11 protein-coding genes and 1 pseudogene are annotated in these 14,584 nt (G+C 48.8%); 2 read left to right on the forward strand and 10 right to left on the reverse strand.

Translation table 11 applies throughout. The annotated features are described in order from the left end of the window. Positions 1-38: 38 nt before the first annotated feature. From TOCE_RS12940 to TOCE_RS08695, 3 genes and pseudogenes are all read right to left on the reverse strand, one after another. Positions 39-158 (reverse strand): annotated as a pseudogene (locus TOCE_RS12940) (carbohydrate ABC transporter permease); the annotation flags it as partial. 22 nt (positions 159-180) lie between these two features. Beyond that, positions 181-2,244, reverse strand: a complete 2,064-nt coding sequence (locus TOCE_RS08690; protein WP_013276489.1) for an amylo-alpha-1,6-glucosidase — start codon at positions 2,242-2,244, stop codon at positions 181-183. Positions 2,245-2,272: 28 nt separating this feature from the next. After that, positions 2,273-3,304: a LacI family DNA-binding transcriptional regulator gene (locus tag TOCE_RS08695; protein ID WP_013276490.1), complete on the reverse strand. Its 1,032-nt coding sequence runs from the start codon at positions 3,302-3,304 to the stop codon at positions 2,273-2,275. A 205-nt stretch (positions 3,305-3,509) separates the two neighbouring features. Here TOCE_RS08695 and TOCE_RS08700 point away from each other — a divergent pair, with 205 nt between their 5' ends. After that, positions 3,510-5,522 carry a thioredoxin domain-containing protein gene (locus TOCE_RS08700; RefSeq protein ID WP_013276491.1) on the forward strand — a complete coding sequence of 671 codons (2,013 nt, stop codon included), beginning with the start codon at positions 3,510-3,512 and terminating at the stop codon, positions 5,520-5,522. Between the two features lie 4 nt (positions 5,523-5,526). Here TOCE_RS08700 and TOCE_RS08705 read toward each other — a convergent pair whose 3' ends face one another. Next, entirely contained in the window at positions 5,527-6,960 is a 1,434-nt protein-coding gene (locus TOCE_RS08705; RefSeq protein WP_013276492.1) for an RtcB family protein, read from the reverse strand. A gap of 166 nt (positions 6,961-7,126) precedes the next feature. Here TOCE_RS08705 and splB point away from each other — a divergent pair, with 166 nt between their 5' ends. After that, positions 7,127-8,152, forward strand: coding sequence for a spore photoproduct lyase (gene splB, locus TOCE_RS08710; protein WP_013276493.1), 1,026 nt, complete (start codon positions 7,127-7,129; stop codon positions 8,150-8,152). Positions 8,153-8,164: 12 nt separating this feature from the next. On the opposite strand, the gene TOCE_RS08715 is transcribed toward splB, so the two are convergent. The 6 genes from TOCE_RS08715 to TOCE_RS08740 form a co-directional block, all read right to left on the reverse strand. Further along, complete coding sequence (locus tag TOCE_RS08715) at positions 8,165-8,971, reverse strand: carbon-nitrogen family hydrolase (RefSeq protein ID WP_013276494.1); 807 nt, start codon at positions 8,969-8,971, stop codon at positions 8,165-8,167. A gap of 36 nt (positions 8,972-9,007) precedes the next feature. Further along, positions 9,008-9,799, reverse strand: coding sequence for an ABC transporter permease (locus tag TOCE_RS08720; protein ID WP_013276495.1), 792 nt, complete (start codon positions 9,797-9,799; stop codon positions 9,008-9,010). Next, entirely contained in the window at positions 9,783-10,583 is an 801-nt protein-coding gene (locus TOCE_RS08725; RefSeq protein WP_013276496.1) for an ABC transporter permease, read from the reverse strand. The genes TOCE_RS08720 and TOCE_RS08725 overlap by 17 nt, the downstream gene beginning before the upstream one ends. After that, positions 10,564-11,562, reverse strand: a complete 999-nt coding sequence (locus tag TOCE_RS08730; protein WP_013276497.1) for an ABC transporter ATP-binding protein — start codon at positions 11,560-11,562, stop codon at positions 10,564-10,566. The genes TOCE_RS08725 and TOCE_RS08730 overlap by 20 nt, the downstream gene beginning before the upstream one ends. A gap of 137 nt (positions 11,563-11,699) precedes the next feature. Beyond that, positions 11,700-13,370 carry a glycoside hydrolase family 13 protein gene (locus tag TOCE_RS08735; protein WP_013276498.1) on the reverse strand — a complete coding sequence of 557 codons (1,671 nt, stop codon included), beginning with the start codon at positions 13,368-13,370 and terminating at the stop codon, positions 11,700-11,702. Positions 13,371-13,470: 100 nt separating this feature from the next. After that, positions 13,471-14,571, reverse strand: coding sequence for a response regulator transcription factor (locus tag TOCE_RS08740; RefSeq protein WP_223156812.1), 1,101 nt, complete (start codon positions 14,569-14,571; stop codon positions 13,471-13,473). Positions 14,572-14,584: the final 13 nt, after the last annotated feature.

The raw sequence follows: 14,584 nt of genomic DNA on the forward strand, positions 1-14,584 counted from the left end.
TGTCAACTTTTTTAGTTTTAGTAACAAATAGACTTTTTTTACTTGAGTCCAGTCGTAAATATTCCTTTTACAAACTGCTTCTGGAATATCAAGAAAACCAGTATAGTCGGCAGTGTCAGAAGCAATGTGCCCGCCATAACCTGGTTCCAGCACTGATAGCTATACAGAAGATCTTCCTCTTCATGATCTTCCCCTCTCCTTCATAATGATATTAATACCTTCTGACCGTAAAATTTCTAGCTTAATGCCACCCCCTATCCTGTGAACCGCAAAGTCAACGGTTTCACCTCCTATCAACATATCCCTTATCTCTATATGGTTTATATCCTCCGGCAATGCCGGATTTAACTCTATACACTTTTGTGCGGCGTCAATCCGCATTCCCAGCATCGCCTGGAGCAGAGCTATGGGGGTAGCCGCAGCCCAGGCCTGCGGTGAACACGCCACCGGGTACCTCACCGGACCGCCGTCCTCCCTGCTAAACCCGCAGAAAAGCTCCGGCAGCCTGCAGTACTCGAAGTACTCCGAAGCGGCTATCATCCCGCTTATTAACTTCTTAAGGTGATCCTTGAAGCCGTACCTGGCGAGTCCCAGAGCTATAAGGGAATTGTCGTGGGGCCATACCGAACCGTTGTGATAACTTGCGGGATTGTAGGCGGCTTCTCTGCAGCTCATGGTCCTTATTCCCCATCCGGAAAAAAGTTCGTCGCTCAAAAGCCTATCGGCCACGAGTACTGCTTTTTCGTATTCCAACATGCCGGACCACAGGCAGTGCCCGGGGTTTGAGGTTATGGAATCGACCTTCCTCTTTTCCCCATCCAGGGCCTCGGCGAAGTACTTTTTATCCTCCATCCAGAACGCCCGGTGAAATCTTTCCTTCAAATGAGCGGCTTTTCTTAATAATCCATTCGCCTTTTCTTTCTTCCCCAGCTCCCCGTAAATCCGTGCCATCCTCATAAGGGCGTCATAGGCATAACCCTGAATTTCCGCCAGTGCTATGGGAGGATCGGCGAGCCTTCCGTCGCTGAAGACCACCGAATCTTTCGAATCCTTCCATCCCTGATTGACAAGGCCCCCCTCTTTTTCCCTTATGTATTCGAGAAAGCTGTCTCCGTCCCTATCTCCGTATTGCTCCATCCACTTAAGCGCTTTTTCGGCGGCCGGAAAGAGCTCCATGAAGAATTTTTTATCCCCGGTCCAGTTGTAGTATTCCGAAAGCAGGATGAGGAACAGCGGTGTGGCGTCCAGGGTGCCGTAGTAAGGCCCGAAGGGCACCTCCTTAGTATTCACCAGCTCTCCCTGCCTGAGCTCGTGCATTATCTTGCCGGGCTCTTCGTCGCTCCATGGATCTAGCTTTTGCCCCTGGTATCTCGCCATGGTCCCCAGCGTACCCCGAGCAATTTCGGTATTGGCAAGCAGTGCCTGGATCCCTGTTATGATGCTGTCCCTACCGAAGGGCACCGCAAACCAGGGGATACCGGCCACGGCCATCGGCCCTTCTCCGAAATCGCTCAGCAGCATCCGCAGGTCTGCCAAGGATCTCTTGTAAAGGTTGTTGAACTGACTGCTGTCAGTGAAAACCTTTGTGCAGCGCTCGAACCACAAATCGTAGCTTTCGCGGATCGCTTTAAAATTTTTCTCGAAGTCGGATGATATAAAATCTTGTGAATCAATTTCGCCAGCGTGGACGCATACGCAAAGGTCAAAGCTCTCTTTGGGACCCAGCTCTACCGAAAAACCCAGCCTACCGTCTTTGAAAGAGGTTATATTCCGGCTGAACGTTATCACCGTTGACCTGAGGATGTTGTCAGAACCGGTATATCTTAAGATTATCTTTCTCGGCTCCACAACCGGGGCAAGTTTCTTGCCCGTGCCCTTTCTTCCGGCAAACCCCCTCACCTCAAACATGTGCTTGAAATCCGCATCAAGCTCGATCGTGAGATAAAGCTCTGAGGTCCTTAAACCGTAATTTGTAAGCCGAATTCTCTCGTTGAAAGTATTTTTATAGATGCAGGATTTCCTGGAGATGAGGACTTCGTTTTTTTCATCGGCAAGATAAACTTCTTTAAAATAATTTTTCTCTGCGCTGGCCGATAAAAACACCGGCCTTTTTCCGTTTATCTTAAGTTCGTACTTCGATAAGTAACGGGTATCCTGGTAAAACATGCCCAGTGTCGACTCTTCTATGTCTCCCGATTCGCAGGTTTCAACAAAAACTCCGTCTTCTTTTATAACTTTATGCAAAACTATCAACCTCGCTTATCTAGGTATTTTACTGCTCTGGCGTGCATCCTGTACGTAAGGCCCGGGTTGACTGACGGACGACGAGCCTGTGGGGTACTACCACGTGCCTGGGTTTTTCTCCCCTTATAATCGACAGCAGAAGTTCGGCGGCCTTATACCCTATCCTGTACTTCTCCTGCCTTATCGTGGTGAGGTTCGGAGTTATTATTGTGGCGAGCTCTATGTCGTCAAATCCCACTATCGAGATCTCTCCCGGTACCTTTTTTCCCATCTCCCCGGCAGCCTTGAGAGCTCCCACAGCCATCAGGTCTGAGGCGCAAAAGACAGCAGTGATCTGAGGAATCTCCCGAAGCAGTTCTTTAAAAGCCTCGGCTCCGCTCTGCTGGGTGTAATCCCCGTACGCCACATATCGTTCGTCATACGGGATTCCGTGGTGTTCCAGAGCTTTCCTGTATCCTTCCAGCCTTTCAATACTGACGGCGGCGTCTTTATGCCCGTTTATAAAGCCGATTTCACTATGCCCTATCTGCACCAGGTAATTTACCGCATCGAAAGCCCCCTTAACGTTATCTGAACTCACATACCCTACCCTTTCGGTGAGGATGGGTATGTCTATCAGTACCGTTGGAATATCAGTGCTTTTAATCTGTTCGATGTAAGGGTCGCTCAGTTTTAAGCCCTGCACTATGGTGCCGTCTACTTTTCGCTCCTTGCACAGCCTTTCGTAGGAAGTTTTTCCCTGGGATTCGGGGTCTACGGTGAAGAGTATGATATCGTAACCCGACTTATGAAGGGCCGCCTTGATACCCGACAGCACCTCCAGGAAAAAGGGGTGGTATACCCCCGGCTTTATTATTTCGGACACAACCAGACCTACCGTATTCGTCTTTTTCATCACCAGCCCCCTTGCAATAGAGTTGGGGGTGTAATTGAGTTCCTCCGCTATCTTCTTTATCTTTTGCCTGGTTGCTTCGCTCACATCCGAATACCCGTTGAGCGCCCTGGAAACGGTGGTGACTGACACGCCTGCCAGCAGTGCTATATCCTTAATAGTAGGCATTTTATCACTTCCAAAACGTTTTGGATTCAATTAAATTATATGATATTAAGCAAACACAGTCAATTGTAAATTATCAATCATTGCTGGGAGCCCGCTAATCCTTAAAAGATGAAAATCAAGAAAATAAAAAAAGCAAGATATGACCATAAATGGATATTGGTTTTTTGTATATACTAAAAAAAAATTGCTGCAGGGGGTATCGATTTTGAATTCAATTGATAGTAAAAGGAAACCCAACCGGCTGATTAACGAAAAATCGCCCTATCTGCTTCAGCACGCTTACAACCCCGTGGACTGGTACCCGTGGGGAACGGAGGCGTTTGAAAAGGCGAAAACTGAGAATAAGTTGATTTTCTTGAGCATAGGGTATTCGACCTGCCACTGGTGCCACGTCATGGAGAAGGAAAGCTTCGAAGATGAAGAAGTTGGGAATATACTTAACAGATACTACGTCTCCATCAAAGTAGACCGTGAAGAGCACCCCGACGTGGACAATTTTTACATGGAAGTGTGTCAGGCTCTTACCGGCAGCGGCGGTTGGCCTTTAACCATTATCATGACTCCTGATAAGCACCCGGTATTTGCGGCAACTTATCTACCAAAGGAGGACTCCTACGGCCGGCCGGGACTCAAAACTGTACTTTTTAAGATAAACGAACTGTGGCAAAAAGATAGGGAAAGGTTAATCACCACAGGTAGGGAAATAGTGTCATCGATTAAAAAACTGGAGCGCACCGGTCACGGAGAACTGGATCCCGGGGTGATCGATAAAGCCTTTGAAATACTGAAGGCCTCTTACGACAGGAAATACGGCGGATTCTTCGGGGCGCCCAAGTTTCCGATGCCCGGCACCCTGCTTTTCCTGCTCGGGTACTATCACTACAGGAAGGACCCCGAAGCCCTCGAAATGGTGGAAAATACCCTGAAAAACATGTACAAAGGCGGCATATACGACCATATAGGCTTCGGCCTGTGCCGGTATTCCACCGACAGGCGATGGCTGGTACCCCATTTCGAGAAAATGCTGTACGACAACGCACTGGTCTCTTTTGTCTGCGCCGAAGCCTACAAAATAGCCCGGGACGAGTTTTTCAAGACCTTTGCTCTGGAAATAATAGACTACGTCTTAAGGAATCTCAGAAACCCGGAGGGAGGGTTTTACACCGCTGAAGACGCCGACTCGGAAGGGGAAGAAGGCAGGTTCTACACCTGGACGCCGCAGGAGATAAGGCATGTATTGGGCGACCGCGCCGATGAGTTCATGGAAAGTTACAATATAACCGAAAGGGGAAATTTCGAAGGAAAAAACATCCCGAACCTTATAGGCAGGGATCTTTCCTGTAAAATGGACGAGGATACCAGAAAAAAGCTCTTTGAATACAGGGAACAAAGGGTAAAACCTTTCAGGGACGAAAAAATCCTGGTTTCGGGCAACAGCCTAATGATCGCCTCCCTATTCAGGGTATACGGGATTACGAAGAACGAAAACTACAGGAAAGAAGCCGAGGTCGCTTTGAATTTCATTCTGGAAAACGCCCGTGGGTCCGATGGGCGCCTCCACGTCGGATACAGGGAAGGCATTATGAAGGCCAAGGCGACCTTCGACGATTACAGCCATCTTTTATGGGCTCTTCTGGAGGCTTACGAGTATACCCTCGAAACCAGCTACCTTAAAAAAGCAAAGTCCCTGGCGGATGAAATGATAGACCTCTTTTACGACAAAGAAGCCGGCGGGTTTTACCTCACCGGCAGCGATGTGGATCACCTGCCCGCACGGGCAAAGGATGCCTACGACGGCGCGGTGCCTTCCGGAAATTCGATGGCCGCTTTTTCCCTTGCCAGGCTCTCGAGACTGCTCTTCGACAGCGGCATGGAAGAGCTGGCCCGAAATCAGTACAGGGTTTTCGCAAGGACAATCAGCGAAAACCCCGTTTACCACACTTTCTTCCTCTACTCCTTTATATATGCAGTGACAGGAGGTACTGAAGTCATAATAGCCGGAGAAAGGCCCGAGATGTTCACCAACTATCTCGCGGAAAATTTCTTCCCATATGCGGTTTGGGCCCATGCGGACCGTTTGAAAGAAATAGTCCCCGCGTATGAAAACTACGGCAAAATCGGCGGCAGGACGGCAGCATACGTGTGCAAAAACGGGTCCTGCAAAAGTCCGGTCACTACTCTGGAAGAATTCAAAGAAGCCCTGGACTTTGACGGATGAATCTTTACGATTCGTCGCCTTCGCCCTTTAAGACTCCCATGGGCTTTAGCTTCACCACCGGCTTTGTGAGGCCGGCATCAACCAGAGTGAACACCACCTCGTCGATATCTTTGTAGGCCAACGGCGCCTCATCTAGCAGCGCCTTTAAATTGCTCGCCGCTATAACCACGTTTTTTGTCTGTTCCAGGAGCTGTTCTCTTGTAAATTCGCTCTTTGCCCTCTTCCTGGACATGACCCGGCCGGCGCCGTGGTTTACCGAGCAAAAAGTGCGGTGTATTTCGGGGAGTCCCACCAGCACGTACGAGGCCGTGCCCATGCTGCCGGGGATTATCGCCGGATGCCCAGTATCCCTGTAGCAGGGCGGATTATCGCCATGGCCGGCGGGGAGGGCTCTGGTAGCGCCCTTCCTGTGGACGAGGAGCCACCTTCCCCCGTGCTTTTCTTTTTTTGCGATGTTATGGGCTACGTCGTAAAGCAGGTCGAGTCCCAGCTCGGATTCGGGCTTTTTCAGGACCTCTACGAAGGCCTCCCGCACGAAATGGGTTATTAACTGCCGGTTGCAGAAAGCGTAGTTGGCCGCACAGGCCATGGCTTTCAAGTAGTTTTGGCCGTCCTCCGAAAAAACCGGTGCGCACGCAAGTCCCTTCACCGGAGCCTTGGAGCCGTTCCTCTCGGAATGTTCCCACATAATCCTGGAATAATCGGTGCATATCTGGTGCCCCAGGCCCCGGCTGCCGGTGTGTATGAGCACGTATACCATGTCTTTAAAAAGCCCGAATCTTTCCGCGGTCTCCTGGTCGAAGACCTTTGCAACCCTGCCTATTTCTATGAAGTGATTGCCGCCGCCTATGGTGGCAAGCTGGTCAGCCCTTTCCCTCGCCGCCTTGGGCACCGCTGCGGCATCTCCTCCGGGGATGCACCCCCGGTCCTCGATCCTCTCCAGGTCTTCCTTTCTGCCGAAGCCTGCCCTTACAAAATACTCGACCCCGATCTGAGCCACCGCATCCAGGTCCGGTTTTCGAAGAGCCTTCACCGCACTCGATTTGCCCACTCCGGAAGGCACACGGGATGATATGGCATCCAGGATCTTCGATATCTTTTCCTTGTTTATTTCCCCTGCGTCAATCCTGGTGGTCAAAAGTCTGACGCCGCAGTTTATGTCCATCCCTACGGCACCCGCCGAAACCACGCCGGTTTCGTAGTCGGTAGCCATGACTCCTCCTATGGGCAGCCCGAACCCGGTATGTATGTCCGGCATGCCGATAACCGGGCTTACAACCCCCGGCAGGAGTGAGGCGTTGTAAAGCTGGTTTATGGCTTCGTCCTCCCCGAAATCCTGAAATAGCCCGGGACTGAGATAAACATGAATTTCAACCTTTGATTCGGGGTTGGTGAATGCGTAGCAGTTGGTGGAAACGGGTTTCAGTTTTGCCTTCATTATCAGCCACTCTCCATTTTCGAGTTATAAAGTTATTCAATACCTTATAATATTGCCACACAGTTCCTCTATTAGCCCGCCTTTAAGATAAAGTTTATCATTTGAAATCCCTGAATTCAACGTATTCCGGGGAATCCGGGGAAAAATAAATATGAGGTGAAAGATTATGGACCCCTTTATCCCCAAAAGAGCTTATTTTGAGCGCGATGCCCTGGATTATCCCCTGGGAAGGCAGATATATTTCAAAATGCAGGAGCTGGGGGTGGACATTTACTTTGTCGGGTCCCACAACAGAGTTACCGGGATACCCGGTAAAAATCCCCAGGAAGCTTACTTTGAAGCCAAGAGGACCCTGGTCGTCGGCATCCGGCGCAGCCCGGAATTCCAAAGCTGCAGGCCTTCCGCCCACTACCAGCTTCCTCTTGTTACCAGCTGCATAGGCGAATGCGAGTACTGCTACCTCAACACAACTCTGGGGAAAAAACCCTACATCAGGGTTTACGTAAATATAGACGAGATACTGGACCGGGCAGAAAAGTACATTGAAAAAAGACTGCCGGAGACTACCATTTTCGAGGGATCGGCCACTTCGGATCCGCTCCCGGTGGAACCGTACACCGGTGCTCTCAAAAAGACCATCGAGTTTTTTGCAAAACAGGAAAAAGGCCTTTTTCGGTTCGTAACCAAGTTCACCAATGTGGATTCACTGCTGGATGCCCAGCACTGCGGCAGGACTACCTTCCGGTTCAGCATCAATTCTGCTAGCGTCATAAAAAATTTCGAGCACAAGACCCCGCCTCTGGAAGAAAGGATCGAAGCCGCATCAAAGGTCGCGGAGGCTGGATATCCGCTAGGTTTCATTATTGGCCCCATCTTCCACTATCCCGGATGGGAACAGGAATACGGAGAATTGCTGGAAAACCTCAAGAAGGAGCTTGCCAGCCGGGTAAAACATCCGCCGGAATTCGAACTCATAACCCACCGGTTCACCGCCAGGGCAAAGAAAAACATCCTGGATGTGTTCCCCAGGACGAAGGTGCCGCTTGATAAAAGGGAACGGGTCTTTAAATTCGGCCAGTTCGGCTACGGCAAGTACCTATATCCGCCAGAAAAAATGAAGGATTTAAAGGAGTTTTTCGAAGAAAAAATCCGGGAATATTTCCCGGATGCTAAGGTTCTATACTTTGTATAAATTTATCGATTTCTAATAATATACATCCGGCCGCCGGTCTTCAAATACGGGGATATATCTCCTCACCTTATCGACGGCTGAAAGGTCAATAGTTGTTTCAAATATGCCCTCCTTTTCATCAGCTTCTAGCAGCACTTCACCCCACGGGTTCACAACAAGGGATATACCCGGAAAGACGGCTTTGCCCTGGCTTCCCACTCTGTTTACACCCACCACGTAGAATTGATTCTCTATGGCCCTGACCATGTTCAGGAGTTTCCAGTGCATCTGTCTTGGTTTCGGCCACTGAGCCGGTACGAAAAGGATTCTGGCTCCGAGCAGCGCTATTTTCCTAATGAATTCCGGGAACCTTATGTCGTAGCATATAGCCAGACCACAGGTTACGCCGTCCAGGTCAAAGGTGACGGCCCTTTCGCCCGGTGCTACATACTTTTCCTCGCCCATCAGCCTGAACCTGTGGACCTTGTCGTACCGGGCTACAACCTCTCCGCTCCTGTTGATGACGTAAGCTGTGTTGTACACCCGGGGTTCCTCCGCGGGCGATTCGCTCCTGATGTCGGCTATAGAACCCGCTACTATGTTTATGCCGTTCTCCGCAGCTACTTTTTTGAGCCATTCTATGGTGGGCCTGCCGTCCCTGTCGGCTATCTCGGAGAGCCTTTCCAGGGCATAACCGGTGTTCCACATTTCCGGCAGCACTATCACATCTGGCTTAACTTTTGGCTTCAAAGCCTCCCGCAAGAGCCCTTCCAACTTCCGGCGGTTTTCCACCGGGTCACCATGAGCTAAATCCATCTGAATAAGACTCACCTTAAGCATAACGAATCTCCTTTCGTAAAAAATTAACTGACTTCTTCAATCAGCCCTTATAACGAACGTATTGCCGGTTTCGAAGTACTTAAGGCCCATGGAAAAAACAAGATATCCGACAACGTTCAGGAGTATCCCAAATCCCAGGCTCCCAAGTATCCAAAAGTAAGCCCGGTTATAAATAACCTGTACGGGGACGTAAGAGATGAAACCCGCCGGGATGACGGTGAATATTATCCATTTGGCCGCTCCCCTGAATATCCAGTTCGGGTACGTGCTGAAGGTGATCAGGGCGTTGTATAATTCCGTACCGATACCGTCTGCGGATTTGAGGAAAAAGCCAAGAGAACCCAGGATGAGAAGAAAACCGTGGATGATTGCAGCCGAGATCGCCGACATCATTAAGAACAGAATAATTGACGCAAGTTCCGGTTTCAGTATGATAAAACTGATAAACCATATGAAAGCTTCCACCAGATCCACCAGCTGCATCCTGGCGATTAAAAGGTGAAAGAGCGCATTTTTTGGCCTTACAAGGTAGTACTCAAGCTTACCCTCATTGATAAGCGCCGGGATCTTGTAAACATTGTAAAAAACGCTGACCAACGCCAAAGCAACGTTCAGCACGGCCCAAATGGTGAACAAATGGACAAACTGCCATTCGGAAATATTGGGAAATCTGCGGAAAAACACCCACCAGAAAACCAGCCAGATGGCGCTGTTTAAAAGGGAGCCAAAAAGGGCTATCAGACTGCTGACCCCGTATTCCAGAAGCCCTTTCGCGTAAATGTATAAATAACCTAAAAACAGGTTGAAGTATTTACCCACCGTTGACATCCAGGCGTTTCACCCCCATCCGGTATACCGACATCCCAATGAGGAACAGCAAAATGCAGAGGAAAGTCTGTTCTGCCATTATGATCAGAGCCTGATTAATATCATAATCCACAAACAATTTAGCAGGAGCATACACCATAAACCTGAAGGGAAGCCACTCTGACAGCTTGCGGAGAAAAGGCGGAAACAAAGTAATGGGTATTATCATTCCCCCCAGCAGCATCTGCAGCCTGGAATACACCAGGAAAAAGGGAGATACATCCTCCACCCAGAACGCGAGAAATCCTACGATAATCATTCCGATAAGGTCGGCCAGCATCGCCAAGGCCACTGTTACTATAAGAAAAGGCAGCGTGGATAAGCCGGGAATGTAAGGTCCTATCATAATAGTCATTACGGCGTAACCAACAAGAAGGGTGCATATAAACCGCACCGTCCGCTCCCCGAAGCTTACGCTTAGTTGAAATAATAGATAGTTATAAGGCCGGGCGAGAGTATAACTAACAGTGCCGGTCCGAATATCTTCTTCGACCTTTTGATCCACCCTAGGCCGTGAAATAACGATCGACTCGGTAAATACAAGGTACCACAGCATTTGTTTGAGGTCAAGTCCGGCGATCACCCCGGCGCCGGATCGGCTGTACGTAACTGTCCATAAGTTGACAAATACAAACAGGATAACCACCAGGAATCCCGACCGGAAGATCACCTCGGAAGTATACGCCAGATAATTCTTGGCGCTCAAAGCGGAGGCAGCTATGTATTTATCCATCGACTTGAGCATTTCTCTCCGCCTCCCTCCCCGCCGGATAACCCGAAAGGTAAATGTGGTGAATTATAGACTCCAGGGGAGGGTCCTGAATGGTTATGTCGCGAACCATATTGTATGTAACTATCCGGCTCACCACTTCGTTTACATCACACGTTTTTAAATCGACTTCTAGTCTTACGATAGACCCGTTTTGATCGATTACCCTTGCCCCCGGGGGCAGGTTCAAATCGTTAATGGGTTCGGAAAATTCCACTTCAATGATCTTGGAATGGAAAAAGTTTTTTCTCATTTCCCTGATTTTCGACTCCAGCACGATTCTGCCCTCGTTGAGAACTATGACGTCCTCGCAGATTCGCTCGATGTCGCTGGTATCGTGCGAGGTGAGAATTATGGTCACGTTTTTACTTCGGTTAAGGTCTTTCAAGACATCTATAACCATGGACCTGGCCACCACGTCCAGGCCGATAGTTGGTTCGTCCAGAAACAGTATCTCGGGATTATGGATGAGCGCTGCTGCAATTTCGCAGCGCATACGCTGTCCCAGAGAAAGCTTGCGCACCGGTTGGTAGAGGAAGGAACTCAGATCGAATAACTCAACCAGCTCCTTCATTCGCTTTTTGAGCTCTGTTCGGTCTATGTCGTATATCCTGCCTAGCAACTGGAAGGTGTCGATGGGAGGCAGGTGGTACCACAATTGGGACCTCTGCCCGAATACGGAAGAAATACGGTACGCCAATCTACTGCGGTCTTTAAAAGGGTCCATTCCCAGAACCTTTATGCTGCCCTGCGTCGGACTGAGAATTCCACACAGCAGTTTTATCATTGTCGATTTACCCGCACCGTTGGGTCCAATTAACGCCAGAGCCCGCCCGGGTTCCACTTTAAATGAGACGCCTTTTAACGCTTCTATTTTCTGCCACTCCAGGCGCGTCCAGCCCTTAATTTTCCGGAGGATATATCTTTTTGAAACACGGTCAACCTCGATACACAATAGACCTCACCTCAATTTTCTTTTAAGCATTCTTTCGGTGCATTTTTCATAATTTTACCACCGTTTTTTGCAATGTCAATATTTTGGAACGAATATGTAAAAAAATGGAGCCGCGGGAGACAGCTCCATTTACTTAACTAAAATAATTTATAAACCCTTGCTTCGTAAGGTTTCAGAATAGTCCTCTTTAAATCACCCTCTACGGGATAATTGGAAAGCAGAAGTTTATAATCTCTGAATTCGACCTCGTCGGAGAGCACAAACTCGACTTCATTTTCGAAAAAATTGAGAACCACCAGCAGTTTATCATCATCAAGGGTCCGGGTGTAAGCAAAGATGTTTTCATCATCCTCAAGGATCATATTTACGTCCCCGTATACTATCGCAGGGTGCTTTTTCCTGAGTTCGATTAGCTTTTTGTAGTAGTAAAAAACCGAATCGGGGTCTTTAAGTGCATTTTCTACGTTGATTTCTCTGTAGTTTGGATTGACCTTTATCCAAGGGATGCCCGTTGTGAATCCCGCATTTGGACCGGAGTTCCATTGCATGGGAGTTCTGGCGTTATCCCTGCTCCTGGCGTGGATGGCCTTCATCAACCTTTCGGGGTCATAACCCCCCTTTACCTTTTCGTTATACCAGTTTAAAGTCTCTATATCCCTGTAGTCTTCGATGCTGTCAAAGGCTACATTGGTCATACCGATTTCCTCGCCCTGGTAAATAAACGGGGTGCCCTGCCAGGTGTGCAGGAGTGTCGCCAGCATTTTGGCCGACTGCACCCTGTACCTGCCGTCGTTGCCGAAGCGGGAAACCATCCTCGGCTGGTCGTGGTTGTTGAGATAAAGGGCTACCCAGCCTTTATACTTCAATCCTTTATACCAGTTATACATGATCTTCTTAAAGTCGGTAAGCTTCCAGGGTACCACATCCCACTTTCCTCCGGATCCGCAGTCCAAATCCATGAGTTCAAAGTGGATGATCATGTTCAGCTCTTCTCTGTCCTCATCGACATAAAGCCTACCGATTTCCGGCGTCACTCCGGGTATTTCCCCCACCGTCATTATGTCGTATTTGCTAAAGGCTTCCCTGTACATCTCATGCAGATAGTCATGAACTTTCGGGCCGTTCAAGTAAAATCTGGAACCCGGGAATCTTTCCCCCTGAGGATTAGGATCGTCGGGAAGCCCTTCAACTTTCGAGATCAGGTTGATAGCGTCCAACCTGAAACCGTCGATGCCTTTCTTTAACCACCAGTTTATCATTTCGTAGATTTCTTTCCTCAACCGCGGATTTTCCCAGTTAAGGTCCGGCTGCTTGACGGCAAACAGGTGCAGGTAATACTCCCCGGTCCTTTCGTCATATTCCCAGGCAGGGCCGCCGAATATGGAAACCCAATTGTTGGGCTCCCGGCCGTTCTGCCCTTCCCTCCATATGTAATAGTCCCTGTAAGGACTGTGCTTCGAGGAGCGGGATTCTATGAACCATTTGTGCTCGTCGGAGGTGTGGTTCACCACAAGGTCCATAATGAGCTTCATTCCCCTCCTGTGCGCCTCTTGAAGCAGTTCGTCGAAATCGGCCATAGTGCCAAACTCATCCATAATATCGTAGTAATCGCTGACATCATAACCGTTGTCAGCATTCGGCGATTTGTACACCGGGTTGAGCCAGATCGCGTCCACACCCAGCTCCTTCAGGTAATCTAGTTTCTGGATAATTCCCCTCAAATCGCCTATACCGTCACCGTTGGAATCGTAAAAGCTCCTCGGGTATATTTGGTAGACTACGGCTTCTTTCCACCATTTTCTGTTCATAAAAGGTTCTCCCCTTTCCGATGGTATTTGCTACCGGTAATATTTTGTATAAAAATAATGAACTTTTAAATAATACTAGTTTATTATTTGGTGTAATTTTTTACAGGATTTTCTCCCTGTATTCCCTGGGGGTTAGGCCCGTTATGCTCTTGAATATTTTGCTGAAATAATGGGGGTCCGTATACCCTACCGCATCCGAAATCTCGTAAATTCTTAACCTGACATCCTTCAACATCTCCTTGGCCCTCTCCACGCGGTACTCGGTGAGATACTCACAAAATCCCTGGCCCATTTCGGTTTTAAATAGGGTGCTCAGGTAATTCGGGGTTATATAAAGCCGCTCGGCTATGCTGTTCAAAGTCAGGTTTTTATCGTGGTAGTTTTCCTTTATTATCCTCACCACTTCTTCCACCAGCTTCTTGTTTCTGACGTTTTTGTTCAAACCGATGCACTCGCATATAATTTCTATGAGGTCCTTCATCCAGCCGTAAAGTTCTTCCTTCGATTTTTTACGTGAAATCTCAGCCCAGGGGTCTGTGTTTTTAAAAAGAATGTCCACGTTTTCACCTATTTCTATAACCGAACGGGTAATTATGGCGACGAGCTCAAATCCCCACCTTTTTAGGAATTCCAGGGAGTAGTTTTTACTGCAGAACTCGTCCCAGATCCGCTGAAAAATTTCCAGTGCAAGGGGGCCGTCGGCTCTCTTCACCGCTTTTGCTAGTTCCTCTTCCATCTTTAGGGGAAATCTAGAGCTTTCGGGCTTGAAAAATTCCATATCTTCCCGGTTGAGCTGCGGTATAACACGGTTTTCACTGTCCAGCATTTCTTGCTTTTTTCTAACGGCCTTCTCCATAGTTTTCTTCAGTTCGTCCAGGTCAATGGGCTTCAAAATATAGTCAAAGGCTCCCAGCCTTATTGCCTCCTGGGCGTACCTGAACTCGTCGTAGGCGCTCAAGAGCACGACAATCACCGACGGATCTATTTCCTTCACTCTACCGGTGAGCTCCAGCCCGCTCATGAATGGCATGCGGATGTCGGTCAGGATCACGTCGCAGCCGCAGGAAGTAAAAATTTCGAGGGCTTCCCTGCCGTCCCGGGCGCACCCTACGACCCGGAGTCCTAGTTCATCCCAGTTGACGGACTCCTTCAAACCTTCCCTCACTATAGGTTCGTCGTCGGCTATTATGAGTTTCAGCATAACAGCACCCCTG

The organism is Thermosediminibacter oceani DSM 16646 (genome assembly GCF_000144645.1).
Lineage (GTDB): Bacteria > Bacillota > Thermosediminibacteria > Thermosediminibacterales > Thermosediminibacteraceae > Thermosediminibacter > Thermosediminibacter oceani.

Bases quoted from the DNA above. Each gene is read 5' to 3' on its own strand.
- TOCE_RS08735 (WP_013276498.1), bottom strand. From the start codon at position 13,370: ATGAACAGAAAATGGTGGAAAGAAGCCGTAGTCTACCAAATATACCCG.
- TOCE_RS08715 (WP_013276494.1), bottom strand. From the start codon at position 8,971: ATGCTTAAGGTGAGTCTTATTCAGATGGATTTAGCTCATGGTGACCCG.
- splB (WP_013276493.1), top strand. From the start codon at position 7,127: ATGGACCCCTTTATCCCCAAAAGAGCTTATTTTGAGCGCGATGCCCTG.
- TOCE_RS08720 (WP_013276495.1), bottom strand. From the start codon at position 9,799: ATGTCAACGGTGGGTAAATACTTCAACCTGTTTTTAGGTTATTTATAC.
- TOCE_RS08725 (WP_013276496.1), bottom strand. From the start codon at position 10,583: ATGCTCAAGTCGATGGATAAATACATAGCTGCCTCCGCTTTGAGCGCC.
- TOCE_RS08740 (WP_223156812.1), bottom strand. From the start codon at position 14,571: ATGCTGAAACTCATAATAGCCGACGACGAACCTATAGTGAGGGAAGGT.
- TOCE_RS08705 (WP_013276492.1), bottom strand. From the start codon at position 6,960: ATGAAGGCAAAACTGAAACCCGTTTCCACCAACTGCTACGCATTCACC.
- TOCE_RS08695 (WP_013276490.1), bottom strand. From the start codon at position 3,304: ATGCCTACTATTAAGGATATAGCACTGCTGGCAGGCGTGTCAGTCACC.